We start from the raw sequence: 14865 nt of genomic DNA on the forward strand, positions 1-14865 counted from the left end.
ACTCTTAATTAGTCCAATCTGCTCTTTTTACAACAAGATTTCCATCTTTGTCAATCCTTGCATTTCTTAATATTTTTTCGGGATTTTTCTCATGAGATTTATCTTTACGAGTCAAATTTAAATTATCGGTAATATACCATGTTTCATCTGAATCAGGAATGTCTTCCAATATTTTTGAGAATTTTTCTATAATATCTTCTGCATCTTTTTCGATTGTCATAAATAAAAACTCCTTAATAATAAATAATATTATTAGTATGTTATTCAATATTAATAAAGTTAAAGATTTTTAAAAAAATCAATAAATATAAAATAAATCATAATTCCTCAAAAAAAGGATTTAAATTCTTTAAATTTAAAAAAAATGTAATAAATAATAGACAATATCTTAAAATACTTGATTCCATGTATTTAACACCCACTAATAAATTAAAAGCATTACTACTTAGAACTGTTAATAGAGGATTGCAATGTGCAATTCATGAAATTTTTATTAACTATTCTAATAATCAGATTTTTTCCAATTTTGCCAATTTATCATTAATAATATTAGCATACAATAATCCTAGGGAATAATTGCCTATACTTTCCAGAATTGGAATGAATATACATAAATAAATTAAAAATCCAACATAAGGAATTGCTATTATCCATGAAGAAACCACCGAAGCGATAACAACCAGCAGTGCCATGAACAGCACCCATTTAATAATATTTAAAATTCCTATATTTCGGATATCCCCAATCACTTTATGAATTTTTAAAGCTTCAGGCAAGCTATTGAGATATGCCAATCTTGCCTTTGCAAAAAACAGCAAAATTTCAAATAAGATATAGGTAAGTACAACTATCAATGCACTGAAACCTATTGTCCTCAAAAAGCTAAGAATTTCAATTGGGGAATTAAAATTCACACTAGAAATATCTAATGTAAACCATGCAATGAAAAATACAACCGCCGGTACAATCATATATGCCATTCTCAATGCCAGTACCCTCAATGAATCAAATATACTATTTCCAAAATTTAAAGAAGGAAACAATGAAGATTCATTCAGGCCTATCTTAACAAATGAGAATAAATATCCCGGAACAATCAGTATAAATAAAAAAAATGAAATTAATCCTAAAAATAAAACATATCGATTGTCAGATATAATGCCAATTGGAATAATAGAAGCCAAAATAAAAAGAATACAAAGGACCAGCAATTTCTTAATATTCCTGAAAGGAAATTTAAATGAGTTTGATACTATTTTTCCGAAATCCATGAAAGCACCCCAACTAAAAACTCCTATAAAGTTTCATGCAACATCACTTTAAATATATGCTCATCATGTATTAATTAGAAGTAATGAATATATAAAAATATATGATTTAATAAAACATATCAACAACAATATTATATTTTTTAAAATGATACACCCAAATTCAAATCAACGGACAATCCCAAATCCGATATTTGCTTCAGAAATATCAAATAGACATTTTCAGAATTCTTCTTTTCTATATGGATTGAAATTCCTATAAAAACTGGGAAATATCAGTATCCTTTATAATCTTCTTTCTTAAAATCTTATCAATACCTGTTCCATATTGAGCCGCTTTTTTAGGTCTGTAAGCGATTTCATAGTCAAGTCCTTCCTCAAAAGCCAGTTTTCTCAAAATGCTTTTTCTCATGTCATCATGCATTGATACGATTTTTTTATTGTCCTGAATATTCAAAACAAGTTCAACAAAGGTTTTGTCTAAAAATGGCAATCTCAACTCTACTGAATTCAGCATTGAACAGGCATCATCCCTTTCAAGATTAACATGATACATGTTTGACATATCTTCCCTTAAAACCCAATTCAAGGTTCCGTCAACAAAGCTTTGAACATATCTTTTATATCCTCCAAACAGCTCATCTGCACCCTGACCGGAAATTGCAACTTTCATGCCATCTTTTGCGACCAGTCCAGTTGCAAGATATGTTGTCATTCCAACACCGACCTTCATAAGATTATCGTCACCGATTGCCCTTACTACATCGGGCAGAGCCTTCCTTATCATCTCTTCGGTTACTTCACATATTTCCAAATCCAAATTCAAGAACTTTGATGCATAGATTGCAGCTTCAACATCTTTAGAACCTTCAACTCCCACTGCATACAACTTGATTTTCAAAGGTATGTTTTCGGAAATCTCCTTTAAAAGCAGCGCCAAATATGAACTGTCAACACCGCCTGAAAATATTACACCAACCTCCCGCAGTCCTTCTATTCTTTTGGCAACGCTCAGCTTTAACATCTTATCTATCTTAGCAACATCTCCTTCGAGGACTTTTTCATAGATGTGCTGTGCTGGAGCTATATCCTCCCCATTGAATAAAATGTGCTCGGGTTTTAAAGTGTTGATTTCAGTAAAACCGACTTCCTTAAGTGACTGGGCAGATGATGCAAATCCAAAATTATCACCCGTGGTTGAATAAAACAACGGCTTGACACCTAACGGATCACGAACAAGCGCCAAGTTTTCACCATCCCAAACGGCAAATGCATAGTCACCATCCATCAAACGGCAGGCAAGCTGAATGGCCTTGACCAAGTCCCCCTTATTGTAACTGTCAATCAGATAAAGCACCGCTTCACTGTCTGATGTGATTTCTTTTGTAACACCTACCTTTTTAAGCAGATTCCTTATTGTACGGAAATTATACAATTCCCCATTGAAAACCAAAACCAAATTCCCCTTGGATATCGGTTGTGGTTTTGAAATTCTATCTTCCAAATCATAAATAGATAGCAAATTATGTCCAAAAGCTAAATCATAATCAGTATCATCTGAAAATTCATCTAAATCAATATCTGTATAAATTTTATCCAAATAGATTCCGGATGAATCAGGACCTCTACTCTTGGAGCTTTTTAACATTTTTATTATATCTTCAGCCTTGACATTACCCTGCAAACCAACTATTGAGCACATGATACCAAAACACTCCCAAACATTATATTTACAATTAAATATTGAAAGATATGTTAATAAATTTAGCTATTTCATTGGATTGAATCCAAATACTTTACCTGCCAGTTTAAATGCCAAAGGATTTACTACCTGACTTACAATAAAGTAAGCTACCACCCATCTGACAGGCCATAAATATACCAGCATGTCAACAGGTAATTGTCCTATAGGCACTCCAAATATCAAAGGCATGATAAAACTCATGATAAGACTTATAAAAAATGCTAAAGGATTCCACAGACCAGTTTTCATGCCTAGTTTGAAACCAAAAAATTTGCCCGCCAGTTTTAATCCCAACGGATGAACAATTAGATTAACTAAAAAGTAAGCAACAACCCATCTAACCGGCCACATTAAAAAACAAATCCATATAGGCATCCCCATTGGAGTTGCAAAAATTAACGGCATTATTATACTCATAATCAAACTTATAAAAAAAGCGATAGGATTCCACAATTTCATATTTCAAACTCCTTTTAATATATACTATTTTTAACCTTAAATAGTTTGAGGATTACAAACGGAATTAAAAAAAAAGAGTTTGACTGGAATTTAGATGTTATCCCATCTTTTCAATTTTGGAAATAGATCTTTCAGCACTGCATCAGCTCAATCTTTATCGAATTACGACTTTATTTTAGAATATAATAAAAAAAATAGATGAGAATAAAAAGATTAATTCTCATTAAAAGAAGTTACTTAAAAGAAAGGAACTATAGAATAAACTGTTATTAGAACTACCACTGTTAAAATAACAATAGCACCCATAGGTACCTTCTTCCATGCAAGACCTGCTGCAACAACTGCACCTATCAAACCAATGTACCATAGCTGATTGTCCACAGTCAGAACACCCGGACATATCAACGCCGCCAGTGCAGTATAAGGAATAAGATTTAAAAATTTTTCAAATTTTGGGGAAAAATTCAGCTTGTCTACAAATAATGCCGGAATTAATCTCGGAATAAATGTAACAATAGCACATCCAAGTATCAATAAGCTAACATAATCCATCTAATCATCCTCCAACAGCAGATATTCATCATCAACAATATACATACCAATTGCAGCACCTACAAGAGTTGATACAATCAAAGACCAATTTCCCAAAAACTGACTTAGAATAATATTCAAAACTGCAGTTATCAGAACTAAAAGTGCAATCTGTTTACTTTCCTTGATTGAAGGAACAAGGATTGCAACAAATAATGCATATAATGAAATATTGAAACTGTTAGTTACGATAACTGGAAGCAGGTTGAGTGTAACTACACCAATTGCCGCACCTAAACACCAAGAAAGCCATGCCGTTATAGCAATTCCCAAATATATCCATATCGATGAGTCTTCACTTAATGAAAACATAGCAAATGATTCATCGACTGTCACATGTGCCGCCAGAATGCTCAATGGAGTATTTGAATATTTAATTTTATTTAAAACACAGGTGGACATTACAAAATACCTTAAGTTAACAACAAAATTGGTTAAAATAACTGCCATCAATGTAGCACCACTAAGAGCCATTGATGCTGCAATAATCTGACCAGCACCTGCATAAACTAGAAAAGACATTGAAATTGTCTGCAGAGGCGTAAAACCTGCTTTCATAGCTATTGCTGCATAACCAATTCCCATTGGAACATATCCAAATGTTATTGGAATACCCTTTTTAGCACCTTCAATAAACTTACCCATTCTAGAAATATCAATATCCCCTTAATATTAAAATAATAAAAAAAAGAAAATTAGAAATTTAACCCAATAAATAACTAATTTGATCTGTTGTGACAATACCCAATACCTTCATATCCTCATCAACGACAGGAAGTGAAGATATGTCAAACTTACTCATTATTCTAGCAACAGTTTCAATTGAATCGTCTGCATAACAATACTTCACAGTTGTTGTCATAATATCTTTCAGCCTATTGGAATTAGTGGCAATTGATTTAGACAAATCCCAACTGGTAACAATCCCAATCAATTTATAATCATCCGTGACAACCGGAATATGAGTGACCTGCTTATCCAACATCAGTTTTGCAGCATCAACAACATCAGCATTTTCCTTAATTGTAACTATTACTTCTTTCATCAAATCAGTGACAACATTGTTTGCTAGGAATTTTGATAATATAAAATTCAACTGTCCTTTTTCAAGTAAAAATGCATCATGACCATAATTAGATTTGATTTCAGAAAAAGACACTTCTATATCATTGGCATTTAGTGCAGTTACAATTTCCGTGCTTTGCTCTGTAGGATATAACCAATCAGAATCAACAGAAATGACTTCAATTTTAGCTTCAATATCTTTAAAGCCATCAATCAATGAATTATTAACTGATAAATCAAATAAATCAACTGCCTTTGTAATGTATAAATAGCTGTTTGCATCAAATCTCTTTACAAAACTCTCACCCTGATGCTTCAAGTAGCTTTCAACCTGAAAATCAGTTGTGAAATCATAACTTATTTCATCTTTATCCTGCAAATCACGGCCAAACTTAATATACATTGATTCATCACTCAAATAAGTAATATGTGCAATCATACGGGCTATTGAAAGACCATTTCTAGGAATTTTACCGGTTTCATAATAGTTTCCATTATTCCAATCAGGATCAGCAAAGATTGATTGACGACCCACAGCATTGAATGCAATCTGTTGAGGTGAAGACATTGCAGCTGTAGCCATTGGAACTGCTTTTTTCATCATTTGAGGATATGATACAAGCCACTGAAGAACCTGCATTCCCCCCATGGATCCCCCAATTATAGCATACAATTGTTCGATTCCCATTGCATCAATCAACTTTTTTTGAACATTGACCATGTCCTTAATTGTAATAACTGGAAAATTAATACCATATTCCATACCAGTATCAGGATTAATGGAACTTGGGCCAGTTGTTCCCTTACATCCTCCCAGTACGTTAGAACATATTATAAAATACTTATCAGTGTCAAGAGCCTTTCCCGGACCTATTACTATCTCCCACCATCCTGGCTTTCTATCACCTTCATGCCATCCTGCAGCATGTGCATCACCAGTTAAAGCATGACAGATTAAAATAGCATTTGATTTTTCTTTATTAAGTTCACCATAAGTTTCATAAGCAACAGTGACTTTTTTAAGAGTTTTTCCACTATCTAATTTAATAGGATCTTCAATATTGAAATATTTGGTTTCTACAATCCCAACAGATTCTTCACTCATCTAAAACACCTAATTTTTCAATAGCTACTTTAGCAGCTGCTTGTTCAGCTTCTTTCTTATTTTTACCTTTTCCAATACCCATATTTTTTCCATCAATATAAATTGCAATTACAAATATCTTGTCGTGAGGAAAACCATGTTCTTCCAGCACTTCATAGTCAATTTTAATATCTTCAGCATCCCCATATTCCTTAATGGTAGATTTATAATCTCTGAAGAAGACTTTTTCTTCATCAATATATTTGAAAATCGTTTTTGATATGTACTCTGTTGCAAATTCCACGCCTTGATCCAAGTATATTGCACCCAAGAAGGATTCGAAAACATCCGCAGTTATAGATAATATTTCATTTTCAGTCAGAAATGTATCCACAGCATCCACTTTAATATGATCCTTTAAACCCAATACATGAGAATAATATATTAAAGCATTTTGACAAACATAATTTGCCCTTAATTTTGTGAGTTTACCTTCTTCATACTGAGGATATTTTTCATATAAATATTCTGATACAATTAAACTTAAAACAGCATCACCCAAATACTCCAATCGTTCATAATTATAATCTAAATTATGGGAAGTCGCATAAGATCCATGAGTAAATGCCATTTTATATAACTGCATATTTTCTGTGACAATGCCAAACTTTTCAAACAAATTCATAAATAAAAGCCCAAACTTATTTAATATACATTATATAATTTTGGAATTTTAATTATATATAATTTATATTGACAACATATATAACTATTGTTATAAAAATATTTCTTTTCAAATGCTCTCTTGCTTTTCATTTAAATTACATAATGACTCAAAGTAATATCAAAAAGGATTTGGTAATATGATAATAAATTGGCAAGAAGAAATAACAAAAATTGACCCTGACATAAAATTCAGATCACAAGGTGGATGGTTAAAAACAGTAGAAGAATTAGACAAAAGTGTTACAAATGGATATTCACTTGTTGGAAATTTTGTAAAAGCAGGAAACTTTGAAGAAGAATATTCAGAAGGATTATATCTTGACTGCAATAAAGAAGGAACCGCAAAAAAACCACAACAGGACTACAGATTATTTAGATTCAAAGATGGTAAGGTAAGATTGCTTGATATGGTAATTGATGGGTCTCAAGGATGGGCTACTGACTTGTGGGAAGCAGTCGAAGACGAAATTTAAAAAAAAATATGTTTATTGGCTTTGACATATTGAATATGTTAAAACCATCAAACTATCTCTTTTTCAAGAGAATCAATAATATGATTCAAATATTTTCAAATTCCCAAATATTAATTTTATGAAAAAACTAACCTATATGGCAAAAACTGCAGCATTCGCAAGTTGGTTCAAAATAATTATCATCCGGGACAACAATAGCTTTCTGCAAAAATACCGTTACATTAAATTTTGATTCATACTCCGTACTTACCTCTTTAGTTATTGGAGATAAACCCCTGTAATATACCGGCCTATAACCTGTTTGTGAAATATTGAAATACAACTTTTCGCCGTTTTGGAATTTGGTAAAATACCTTTCCAAATCTTTAGTTTGTTTTGGAGTAAGGGAAAATCTTATACCCATAGTATCGTCAGCTCTTTGTTTTATTCCTACATTATTAATACCAACAGCTAAAATATCATCTTCACCTTTAACAAAAACAATAGAATCTTCTAAAATTACATCATTATCTATAGCAACATCATTTAAATTTGTCATGATGATACCTCCAAAATAATTTAGTTTCATTAATTATTTAATAAATATATCTAAAAATAGTAGTTAATAAATTAAGCAGTGATGAAAAAGTTACTTGAAAAATAGATTTGAAAGAAGATTATTAAATAATCTTCAGAAATATTTACCAACCTATACTAATCTTTGTCTAGTAGTTGGTTTTTTATTTTGCCAGCTGTACCTTCTGAGTTTTTTGGATTTACCGAATCCGCAAGAAGCACAAACTTTTTTACGTATGTGATAAGTGTTTCTACCACATCTTCTACATCTGATATGGGTCTTTTTATTCTTTTTACCCATTGATGGAGTTCCCTTTGACATTGATACACCTCCCTAAGTTATCGTTGAAAATATAATCTCGAAATAAGTATTGAATAATATTTATGGTGAAATATAAACAATATTGTCTCCTCTTATGAGTACAACACCGAGTCTTCTAGTAATTTCCCCGTCTTGTAACTCTTCTGCGTCGTTAAGAACTAAATTCATGTGTAAATCAAAGCTCTTAAGTACACCTCTAAATTCACGATCTCCTTTGAGTTTGATTAAAACAGGAGCATCTACAGATTTTCCTAATGCATCAAGTGGTCTTTGAACATTTTGTCCGCTCATTATATCACCTTATATTATTACAAATTTTAGTTTTATTAATCAAATTTGAGTAAACACTCATTATTAGACATAATATAATCAAGTTAAGATAAGACAAAACCTAATTAAAACTAATACTAATAATTATAATTCAACTACTATATAAATGTTACCTTATTTTTAAGAAAAAGAATGAAAATTCGACTCAATTACTAATATTATCCTCCATTAATTTAAATTTTAAGGAATTCCATTATTTTTCAAATGCTCTTTGAGTTGACTTAAATATAAACCAAAACATATATTAAAAACAACCAACCATCACCGGAAAAATAAAATGAAATTCGATAAAGACACCTACATCAAATTAATTACTTATATTTTATCTAAATGTTATAATAAGCCCAATTTAGGAAAAACGGTACTTTGTACCCTATTATATTTCATTGATTTTAATTATTATGAACTATACGGCAAATTACTTACAAAAGAAACATACATAAAATCAAGAAAGGGGATCAAACCCCAACACTTCAATGACATAACACAGGAATTAATTGACAAAAACCAGCTTTTTTTAAGAAAGGAACCATATTACAACAGAATACTCCACAGATACTATCTAACAATAATTCCACAAGCAAAGTTCAGCGAAAAAGAACAGGAAATAATAGATTTAAGCATCAATAACTTAAGCAATCACAATGCATCATCGATTGCCAAATACACAAGAAACGATCCACCATTTAATATTGCCCATTTAGGAGAAAAAATAGACTGCAGATACGTATTTTCAAGAAACAATAATTATTCCATGAGAAAAATTAAACTTAAAAATAAATAAATTTATTTATTTGAATTTATAAATATTATTCATTAAAATATTATAGGCAAAAAACATGAGCATAAAAGTCAAAAAAAGAAATTTCTTAAAAAAGAAAAAAATTAAAGAAATAAAAACTGAATTGGGAGAATATGGGGACATACTCCAAAACAAAAAAAATGTTGAAATTCTAGAAGCAGAACCAAATTCATTTATTTTAGTGGATGGAGAACCTTATATCATAATAATTGATGATAAACCATTTCCAACACTTAAGGCAGCTCTTGCAAATCAAATAGAAAGTAAAAAAGTAACTGTGGATATGGGTGCTATCAGATTTGTAAGCAACGGTGCTGACATCATGAGTCCTGGAATCGTAGCTGCAGATGATGGAATTGAAAAAGGTGATATTGTTTTAATCATTGATGAAACACATGGAAAACCCCTGGCAATTGGAGTAAGTCTTATAACTGGTGAAGAAATGGTTGAAAACGATTCCGGAAAAGCTGTTGAAACAAAACATTATGTTGGCGATGACATTTGGAACTTTGAATTATAAGGTGATAACATGGCAGAATTAAGATATCGCGCAGGAAAAATTAAAGACCCCGGAGTTCACAAAATCGGAATAATCGCTCTTGGGTCACACTTGGAAAACCACGGCCCTGCATTGCCAATAGATACTGATGCAAAAATCGGAGCACACATTGCATTTCAATCAGCCCTGGAAACAGGAGCCAAATTTTTAGGAATAATATTTCCCGCTTATGAATTAGATGAAATAGACCATGGAGTTCATGTTTCTCTTGAAGAACTGAAAGAAAATGTCATTACTACACTTAACTCTGCTAAAAAATTCTTAAACATAGAAAAAGTAGTTATTGTGAATGCTCATGGAGGCAATATTCCACTTATGGCAGAGTTATGGGACATTGAAGATAAAACAGATTTAGCAATCGTATTCAACAATAAGGTAATTTCATCAGAAGGTCCTCACGGAGGCAGTGGTGAATTGTCAATGGCTAAAGTTTTAGGTATTCTAAATGAAGATGAAATCAAAAACCAAGCAAATGTTGATGAATACGAAGAGGTTGGACTTTACGGATTTAAAAAGGCTCGTGAAAATGATCCAAACATCGAAGAAGGAGCAAGAGATGTTGAAGAAAACGGAGTATATGTGGATGAAGTTTACGGGCAAAGATTATTCAGTTTAGCAATCAATTCCGTTTTATTAGATGTTGAAAAATTATTAGATTTTTAAAAAAAAAGAAAAATAAAGTGATTAAGAAGTATTTGGTCCGGAACCAGAACTACTACTACTTGATTGAGAAGAACTAGAACTATCAGTAGTTGTTTCAACATTTGAAGAACTAGAACTACTACTTGATTGAGAAGAACTAGAATCTGAACCAGATGATGAACTGGATGAATCACTAGAGTGACCTGAATTATCAGAAGTAGTTTCTACAGAATGACTGTCACCAGATGACTGACTTGAATAATCATAATCATGATATGAAGTATCACCATAACTTTCACCGGTATTTCCCTGTTCAACAAAAGAAGACAGATTATCTAAAATATTTCCATCTTCACTATTATTTGGTAAAATGGATATCTGTCCGGTCATAGCTCCAAAAACACTTGCTAAACAAAAAGCAACAATTGCAACTATAAATATTACTAATACTGTAGCAGATCTACTTGACAATATTAACACCTTGTAAAATTAATTAACTATAATATGTTTAATTAATTATATAAATATATAGGATATTATGAAAACAATAAAAAAAGCGGTTCAATGTGAAATAAACGTAAAGAAATCTCAATTTATTTGCTCATTATTTCCAACTAAAACAAAAAAGGAATCAAAGGAGATTATTCAAAAATTAAATAATCAGTATAGCGATGCCACTCATAACTGCACCGCATATATCGTAAGTGATGGAGAAGGCTTTGACGATGATGGTGAACCTGGCGGAACTGCTGGAAAACCAATGATTAACGTTTTAAGAAAAAATGAACTTCACAATATTACTGCTGTTGTCACAAGATACTTTGGAGGCATCAAATTAGGTGCAGGAGGACTTGTAAGAGCATATTCCAAATCTGTGATGGAAGCCATTAGTGAAGCTGAAATCGTTGAAATTGAAGAATATGCCGTCTATAAAATCACTTTCGAATATGGGGATATTAAAGCCGCTGACAGGGAGGTTAGAAACAATCAGTTAACAGCAATTGACAAGGAGTATAGCGACAAAGTTAGCTATGACATTGTATCTAAAGACAAAAGAGACATTGAAAAAATATTCGAAAAATATTCCGGAAAAATTAGCGTGGAATACAAAAATAAACAATTTTTAGAAAAAATATAAAAAAAGAAATGAAGAAACTTATTGTTCTTCAAAGTTTTCAGGACCTACACCGCACATTGGGCAGGTGAAGTCTTCTGGTAATTCATCTGCTTCGTGAACATATCCGCATACTTTGCAAACAAAAGCCATATTATTTTCCTCCTTATTCTACTTTTTCAAACATGTCTGCAGCAGCGCCGCACATAGGACATTTGTAGTCTTCAGGGAGTTCTTCAAATTCGTCAGTTACAAATCCGCAAATTTTACATTTAAATTTTGCCATAATAACAATCTCCTAATTTTATTAATTTTTCATTAAATTCTATAGTATTTAAACTTTTATAATTTAATTATTATTATCTTTCAAGTTAGTAATATATAAAATTATTCAACTTTTTGAAACATTGCCTTAGCCATTCTACATTTAGGGCATTTAAAAGAAGAGGGCAAATCATCAAATTTAGTTCCCGCTGGAATATTTAATCCTTCTTCAATGTTATCCTCATCAAAAACATATCCGCAAATTTTGCATTTATATAAAGCCATAATATAATCTCCTTTAAAAATACATTATTCTAAATATCCCCATTTCATAAACTAGAATCTGTTTGGAACCTTCAAATGGTCTGGAAGAGGTTTGATACGAGCAGGTGTTCCTATAGCCAAATAAAATGGAGGGACACTATGAATTACAATAGCTCCTGCAGCAACAATTGCACCTTCCCCAATCTCAACATTAGATAGGAATGTAGTATTTCCACCAATAGAAGCACCTCGCCTAACTTTGGGTCCTTGAAGATCATAGTTAATCCTTACAGGATATTTATCATTAGTAAAACAAGCACAAGGTCCAATAAATACATTATCTTCAATAATTGAATTAGTAGGAATATACACATTGGATTGAATGCTAACATCATTTCCAATGATTACATCACCCTCAATAACAGTATTGGTACCTATCAAAACATCATCACCAATATTAGTATTTTCACGGATGACCACGTTATGACCTGTTCTGAAATTATCCCCAATGACCACATCATTATAAATAATGGAATTAGACCTGATAGTGTAATTATTACCTATTACAGGAGGTTTTGAATTTGGAGAATATTTCACACCAAACTGAATATTTTGATCAGCCGGAAACTTCAATTCAGGTTTAGAATAATCCTCTTGTATAGACTCTCTTTTAATAACGGCAGGCCGTTCATAGACAATTTCTGCACTTTCCTGTCTTTGAGGAGGATTGTAAAAATTCTCTTCTTGTTGATAAACTGGCCTTTGATACTCAATGTCAGGAGTTTGCCTGTAAATCTGCTCTTCTCTAGACATATGGACTACATGAGGTTGCCTTTCTTCATGAGAGTAATAATGATGATTATCCTTGAGTTGTTCATAAGGTTTTCCTCTATTCTTTGATTGTTTATCATCAAGAGATTGTGAAAATCTAACCATATTATCGGACCTTTTGTTAATTATATTTAATTTGTTAGTGAATTAATTTATGTAGTTAATAAGTATATATACTAAATGGTTCAAGTTGTGGTTTTTTGTAAATTTTGAATTGCCAGTGAAAAATCCAAAATCAATTTTTGCATTTACTTTAGACCAAATACTAAAATGATAGAAAGAAAGCAGAACTAACTCCACTCCCTAAATATTTTCCTTTATAATATATCCCAGATATACTCCAAAATAAGCTGCAACCGGAATCAATAGCATAAACAATATTATTTTAAATATGAAACTTAAATCCACAGAATGAGAGAAATTTGAAGCTGCAGGCTGATATGAACTTCTGTATATTGAAGAACCTCCTAACGATGAAAAAGCAGAACTTACAGCAGACAATATCCCCATCAAAAATGTAAATATTAATCCAATTCCACATAGAACGACTGCAAATATATTTCCAAGATACATCGAAAAATTTGGTAAAACATATGATTTATCTATGCATCCCACATACCCGACAAATATTCCTCCAAAAAATACTGAAAATACTATAGTCAACAAAATATAGGTTACCAGGTCAATTGAACCGTTTGCCATGAATGAAGACCATACGATTGATCCCACAAACAGGAATACTCCAAAAATTACTAATGAAAAAACAATAACTGAATAATTGACCTTTTGATTTAAAGTGTTAAAAAATCCAGACTGTGAATTTAAAGTTTCTGAATTATTTCTTGATAAACGGTATCCGCATTCCGTACAGAATTCAGCATCATCACTAAGTTCACATCCACAATTGGGACAGTGTTTTATGATTGTCATCAAATAAAACCTCCTTTGTTAATAATTTATGAATAAGATACATAAATATTATCGTACAAAGAAAATAAAAAAAGAAAGGAATTAAATAATTGACAATACCATCATCAAAATGGCGAATAAAACCATTAATAGGCCAGATAAACCATCATTTTGTGAATTAATAGTTATTGTAGAATTATTTAAATTAGATATGCTTCCTAAATCAGTTGAATTAGTTCCAACCACACTACTTACAGTATTATAAGCAATATCTCCAAAATCAAATGAAATTTGGAAATCTGAACTAGAATAAGTATTATCCATATCATTGCAGCTTGAACTACCCATAGCACTAAATGAAGCACCTAAAACAAAGCATTTAGGGTATGATTTATTTGAATAACATAAATAATCCAAGTAATAATGAAGGAATTCATCTGATTCGTTCCAAGTATAATTAGAACAATTACCGTAATTATTTAAATAATAGATTACTAAAAATTTGAGATAATCTGTTTCGTTATGAGTTAAATTATAATCCTCAAATGATGAAACAACTGAATCATAGATTTTTAAATATGTTTCATAACTTTCATCACTTTCATTAAATGTATAATTTTCAGAATTATTCAAATAGGACGGATATCCTGTGAGGAATCCTTCACTTTCAGTCCAGTTTTCATCAGCAGCACTTCCAAATTTATCCAAATAAGATATAATCTTATATCTTAAATATTCAAAGTCACTGATTTCCTCATAGTCATCAAAATCATCATCATCTAACTCATCATCAAACCCAGAATCATCCTCAAAATCATCATCATCTAACTCATCATCAAACCCAGAATCATCCTCAAAATCAT

The 14865-nt window shown here is 31.4% G+C and carries 23 protein-coding genes; 5 read left to right on the forward strand and 18 right to left on the reverse strand.

Going from position 1 to position 14865, the window contains the following annotated elements; all coding sequences use genetic code 11:
* Nucleotides 1–4 precede the first annotated feature (4 nt).
* The 8 genes from gatC to rnc form a co-directional block, all read right to left on the reverse strand.
* Nucleotides 5–220, reverse strand: a complete 216-nt coding sequence (gatC, locus tag Q0P94_RS06380) for an Asp-tRNA(Asn) amidotransferase subunit GatC (RefSeq protein WP_295114889.1) — start codon at nucleotides 218–220, stop codon at nucleotides 5–7.
* A gap of 289 nt (nucleotides 221–509) precedes the next feature.
* Entirely contained in the window at nucleotides 510–1271 is a 762-nt protein-coding gene (locus Q0P94_RS06385) for a DUF4013 domain-containing protein (protein ID WP_295114891.1), read from the reverse strand.
* A gap of 253 nt (nucleotides 1272–1524) precedes the next feature.
* Nucleotides 1525–2970 carry an asparagine synthase-related protein gene (locus tag Q0P94_RS06390; protein ID WP_295114893.1) on the reverse strand — a complete coding sequence of 482 codons (1446 nt, stop codon included), beginning with the start codon at nucleotides 2968–2970 and terminating at the stop codon, nucleotides 1525–1527.
* Between the two features lie 66 nt (nucleotides 2971–3036).
* Complete coding sequence (locus tag Q0P94_RS06395) at nucleotides 3037–3471, reverse strand: hypothetical protein (protein ID WP_295114895.1); 435 nt, start codon at nucleotides 3469–3471, stop codon at nucleotides 3037–3039.
* A 237-nt stretch (nucleotides 3472–3708) separates the two neighbouring features.
* Complete coding sequence (locus tag Q0P94_RS06400; protein WP_295114897.1) at nucleotides 3709–4023, reverse strand: AzlD domain-containing protein; 315 nt, start codon at nucleotides 4021–4023, stop codon at nucleotides 3709–3711.
* Complete coding sequence (locus Q0P94_RS06405; RefSeq protein WP_295114899.1) at nucleotides 4024–4707, reverse strand: AzlC family ABC transporter permease; 684 nt, start codon at nucleotides 4705–4707, stop codon at nucleotides 4024–4026.
* Between the two features lie 58 nt (nucleotides 4708–4765).
* Complete coding sequence (locus Q0P94_RS06410; protein WP_295114903.1) at nucleotides 4766–6232, reverse strand: homoserine O-acetyltransferase; 1467 nt, start codon at nucleotides 6230–6232, stop codon at nucleotides 4766–4768.
* The gene (gene rnc, locus Q0P94_RS06415) at nucleotides 6225–6896 is read right to left on the reverse strand and encodes a ribonuclease III (protein WP_295114908.1); all 672 of its coding nucleotides are present in this window, start codon (nucleotides 6894–6896) and stop codon (nucleotides 6225–6227) included. Before rnc ends, Q0P94_RS06410 begins: the two co-directional genes overlap by 8 nt.
* A 178-nt stretch (nucleotides 6897–7074) precedes the next feature.
* On the opposite strand from rnc, the gene Q0P94_RS06420 reads away from it, so the two are divergent.
* On the forward strand, nucleotides 7075–7410 hold the full coding sequence (locus Q0P94_RS06420) for a hypothetical protein (protein ID WP_295114911.1): 336 nt from the start codon (nucleotides 7075–7077) through the stop codon (nucleotides 7408–7410).
* A 127-nt stretch (nucleotides 7411–7537) separates the two neighbouring features.
* Here Q0P94_RS06420 and Q0P94_RS06425 read toward each other — a convergent pair whose 3' ends face one another.
* The 3 genes from Q0P94_RS06425 to Q0P94_RS06435 form a co-directional block, all read right to left on the reverse strand.
* Nucleotides 7538–7948: a hypothetical protein gene (locus Q0P94_RS06425; RefSeq protein WP_295114913.1), complete on the reverse strand. Its 411-nt coding sequence runs from the start codon at nucleotides 7946–7948 to the stop codon at nucleotides 7538–7540.
* A 150-nt stretch (nucleotides 7949–8098) separates the two neighbouring features.
* Nucleotides 8099–8287, reverse strand: a complete 189-nt coding sequence (locus tag Q0P94_RS06430; protein ID WP_067042784.1) for a 50S ribosomal protein L37e — start codon at nucleotides 8285–8287, stop codon at nucleotides 8099–8101.
* A 60-nt stretch (nucleotides 8288–8347) separates the two neighbouring features.
* Nucleotides 8348–8578, reverse strand: coding sequence for an LSm family protein (locus tag Q0P94_RS06435; protein ID WP_295114915.1), 231 nt, complete (start codon nucleotides 8576–8578; stop codon nucleotides 8348–8350).
* Between the two features lie 316 nt (nucleotides 8579–8894).
* On the opposite strand from Q0P94_RS06435, the gene Q0P94_RS06440 reads away from it, so the two are divergent.
* Genes Q0P94_RS06440 through arfB form a run of 3 tightly spaced genes read left to right on the forward strand, consistent with a single transcriptional unit; the run spans nucleotide 8895 to nucleotide 10641 of the window.
* Nucleotides 8895–9401 (forward strand): Panacea domain-containing protein, encoded by a 507-nt coding sequence (locus Q0P94_RS06440; protein WP_295114917.1) that lies wholly within the window; start codon nucleotides 8895–8897, stop codon nucleotides 9399–9401.
* Nucleotides 9402–9456: 55 nt separating this feature from the next.
* Nucleotides 9457–9939 carry an RNA-binding protein gene (locus Q0P94_RS06445; RefSeq protein ID WP_295114919.1) on the forward strand — a complete coding sequence of 161 codons (483 nt, stop codon included), beginning with the start codon at nucleotides 9457–9459 and terminating at the stop codon, nucleotides 9937–9939.
* A gap of 9 nt (nucleotides 9940–9948) precedes the next feature.
* Nucleotides 9949–10641, forward strand: coding sequence for a 2-amino-5-formylamino-6-ribosylaminopyrimidin-4(3H)-one 5'-monophosphate deformylase (arfB, locus tag Q0P94_RS06450; protein ID WP_295114920.1), 693 nt, complete (start codon nucleotides 9949–9951; stop codon nucleotides 10639–10641).
* A gap of 21 nt (nucleotides 10642–10662) precedes the next feature.
* Here arfB and Q0P94_RS06455 read toward each other — a convergent pair whose 3' ends face one another.
* Nucleotides 10663–11091 (reverse strand): hypothetical protein, encoded by a 429-nt coding sequence (locus tag Q0P94_RS06455; RefSeq protein WP_295114922.1) that lies wholly within the window; start codon nucleotides 11089–11091, stop codon nucleotides 10663–10665.
* A 67-nt stretch (nucleotides 11092–11158) separates the two neighbouring features.
* Between Q0P94_RS06455 and Q0P94_RS06460 the strand changes: the two genes are divergently transcribed.
* The gene (locus Q0P94_RS06460; RefSeq protein ID WP_295114923.1) at nucleotides 11159–11758 is read left to right on the forward strand and encodes a YigZ family protein; all 600 of its coding nucleotides are present in this window, start codon (nucleotides 11159–11161) and stop codon (nucleotides 11756–11758) included.
* 18 nt (nucleotides 11759–11776) lie between these two features.
* Here the strand turns inward: Q0P94_RS06460 and Q0P94_RS06465 are convergent, their stop codons facing one another.
* The 6 genes from Q0P94_RS06465 to Q0P94_RS06490 all read right to left on the reverse strand — a co-directional run.
* On the reverse strand, nucleotides 11777–11887 hold the full coding sequence (locus Q0P94_RS06465) for a rubredoxin-like domain-containing protein (RefSeq protein WP_295114924.1): 111 nt from the start codon (nucleotides 11885–11887) through the stop codon (nucleotides 11777–11779).
* Nucleotides 11888–11900: 13 nt separating this feature from the next.
* On the reverse strand, nucleotides 11901–12020 hold the full coding sequence (locus Q0P94_RS06470) for a rubredoxin (RefSeq protein WP_295114925.1): 120 nt from the start codon (nucleotides 12018–12020) through the stop codon (nucleotides 11901–11903).
* Nucleotides 12021–12121: 101 nt separating this feature from the next.
* Entirely contained in the window at nucleotides 12122–12283 is a 162-nt protein-coding gene (locus Q0P94_RS06475) for a rubredoxin (protein ID WP_295114926.1), read from the reverse strand.
* Nucleotides 12284–12334: 51 nt separating this feature from the next.
* On the reverse strand, nucleotides 12335–12922 hold the full coding sequence (locus tag Q0P94_RS06480) for an acyltransferase (protein WP_295114931.1): 588 nt from the start codon (nucleotides 12920–12922) through the stop codon (nucleotides 12335–12337).
* A gap of 474 nt (nucleotides 12923–13396) precedes the next feature.
* Complete coding sequence (locus Q0P94_RS06485) at nucleotides 13397–14023, reverse strand: zinc-ribbon domain-containing protein (protein WP_295114927.1); 627 nt, start codon at nucleotides 14021–14023, stop codon at nucleotides 13397–13399.
* Nucleotides 14024–14104: 81 nt separating this feature from the next.
* Nucleotides 14105–14865 (reverse strand): hypothetical protein (locus Q0P94_RS06490; RefSeq protein ID WP_295114929.1); only part of this gene is annotated, 761 nt, incomplete at its 5' end.

The sequence above is a fragment of the uncultured Methanobrevibacter sp. genome (genome assembly GCF_946184425.1).
Classification (GTDB): Archaea; Methanobacteriota; Methanobacteria; order Methanobacteriales; family Methanobacteriaceae; genus Methanocatella.

Coding starts and splice junctions, on each gene's coding strand:
- Q0P94_RS06410 (WP_295114903.1), bottom strand. CDS start 6,232: ATGAGTGAAGAATCTGTTGGGATTGTAGAAACCAAATATTTCAATATT.
- Q0P94_RS06440 (WP_295114917.1), top strand. CDS start 8,895: ATGAAATTCGATAAAGACACCTACATCAAATTAATTACTTATATTTTA.
- arfB (WP_295114920.1), top strand. CDS start 9,949: ATGGCAGAATTAAGATATCGCGCAGGAAAAATTAAAGACCCCGGAGTT.
- Q0P94_RS06485 (WP_295114927.1), bottom strand. CDS start 14,023: ATGACAATCATAAAACACTGTCCCAATTGTGGATGTGAACTTAGTGAT.
- Q0P94_RS06470 (WP_295114925.1), bottom strand. CDS start 12,020: ATGGCAAAATTTAAATGTAAAATTTGCGGATTTGTAACTGACGAATTT.
- Q0P94_RS06385 (WP_295114891.1), bottom strand. CDS start 1,271: ATGGATTTCGGAAAAATAGTATCAAACTCATTTAAATTTCCTTTCAGG.
- Q0P94_RS06460 (WP_295114923.1), top strand. CDS start 11,159: ATGAAAACAATAAAAAAAGCGGTTCAATGTGAAATAAACGTAAAGAAA.
- rnc (WP_295114908.1), bottom strand. CDS start 6,896: ATGAATTTGTTTGAAAAGTTTGGCATTGTCACAGAAAATATGCAGTTA.
- gatC (WP_295114889.1), bottom strand. CDS start 220: ATGACAATCGAAAAAGATGCAGAAGATATTATAGAAAAATTCTCAAAA.
- Q0P94_RS06420 (WP_295114911.1), top strand. CDS start 7,075: ATGATAATAAATTGGCAAGAAGAAATAACAAAAATTGACCCTGACATA.
- Q0P94_RS06475 (WP_295114926.1), bottom strand. CDS start 12,283: ATGGCTTTATATAAATGCAAAATTTGCGGATATGTTTTTGATGAGGAT.
- Q0P94_RS06425 (WP_295114913.1), bottom strand. CDS start 7,948: ATGACAAATTTAAATGATGTTGCTATAGATAATGATGTAATTTTAGAA.
- Q0P94_RS06395 (WP_295114895.1), bottom strand. CDS start 3,471: ATGAAATTGTGGAATCCTATCGCTTTTTTTATAAGTTTGATTATGAGT.
- Q0P94_RS06435 (WP_295114915.1), bottom strand. CDS start 8,578: ATGAGCGGACAAAATGTTCAAAGACCACTTGATGCATTAGGAAAATCT.
- Q0P94_RS06405 (WP_295114899.1), bottom strand. CDS start 4,707: ATGGGTAAGTTTATTGAAGGTGCTAAAAAGGGTATTCCAATAACATTT.
- Q0P94_RS06400 (WP_295114897.1), bottom strand. CDS start 4,023: ATGGATTATGTTAGCTTATTGATACTTGGATGTGCTATTGTTACATTT.
- Q0P94_RS06445 (WP_295114919.1), top strand. CDS start 9,457: ATGAGCATAAAAGTCAAAAAAAGAAATTTCTTAAAAAAGAAAAAAATT.
- Q0P94_RS06465 (WP_295114924.1), bottom strand. CDS start 11,887: ATGGCTTTTGTTTGCAAAGTATGCGGATATGTTCACGAAGCAGATGAA.
- Q0P94_RS06390 (WP_295114893.1), bottom strand. CDS start 2,970: ATGTGCTCAATAGTTGGTTTGCAGGGTAATGTCAAGGCTGAAGATATA.
- Q0P94_RS06430 (WP_067042784.1), bottom strand. CDS start 8,287: ATGTCAAAGGGAACTCCATCAATGGGTAAAAAGAATAAAAAGACCCAT.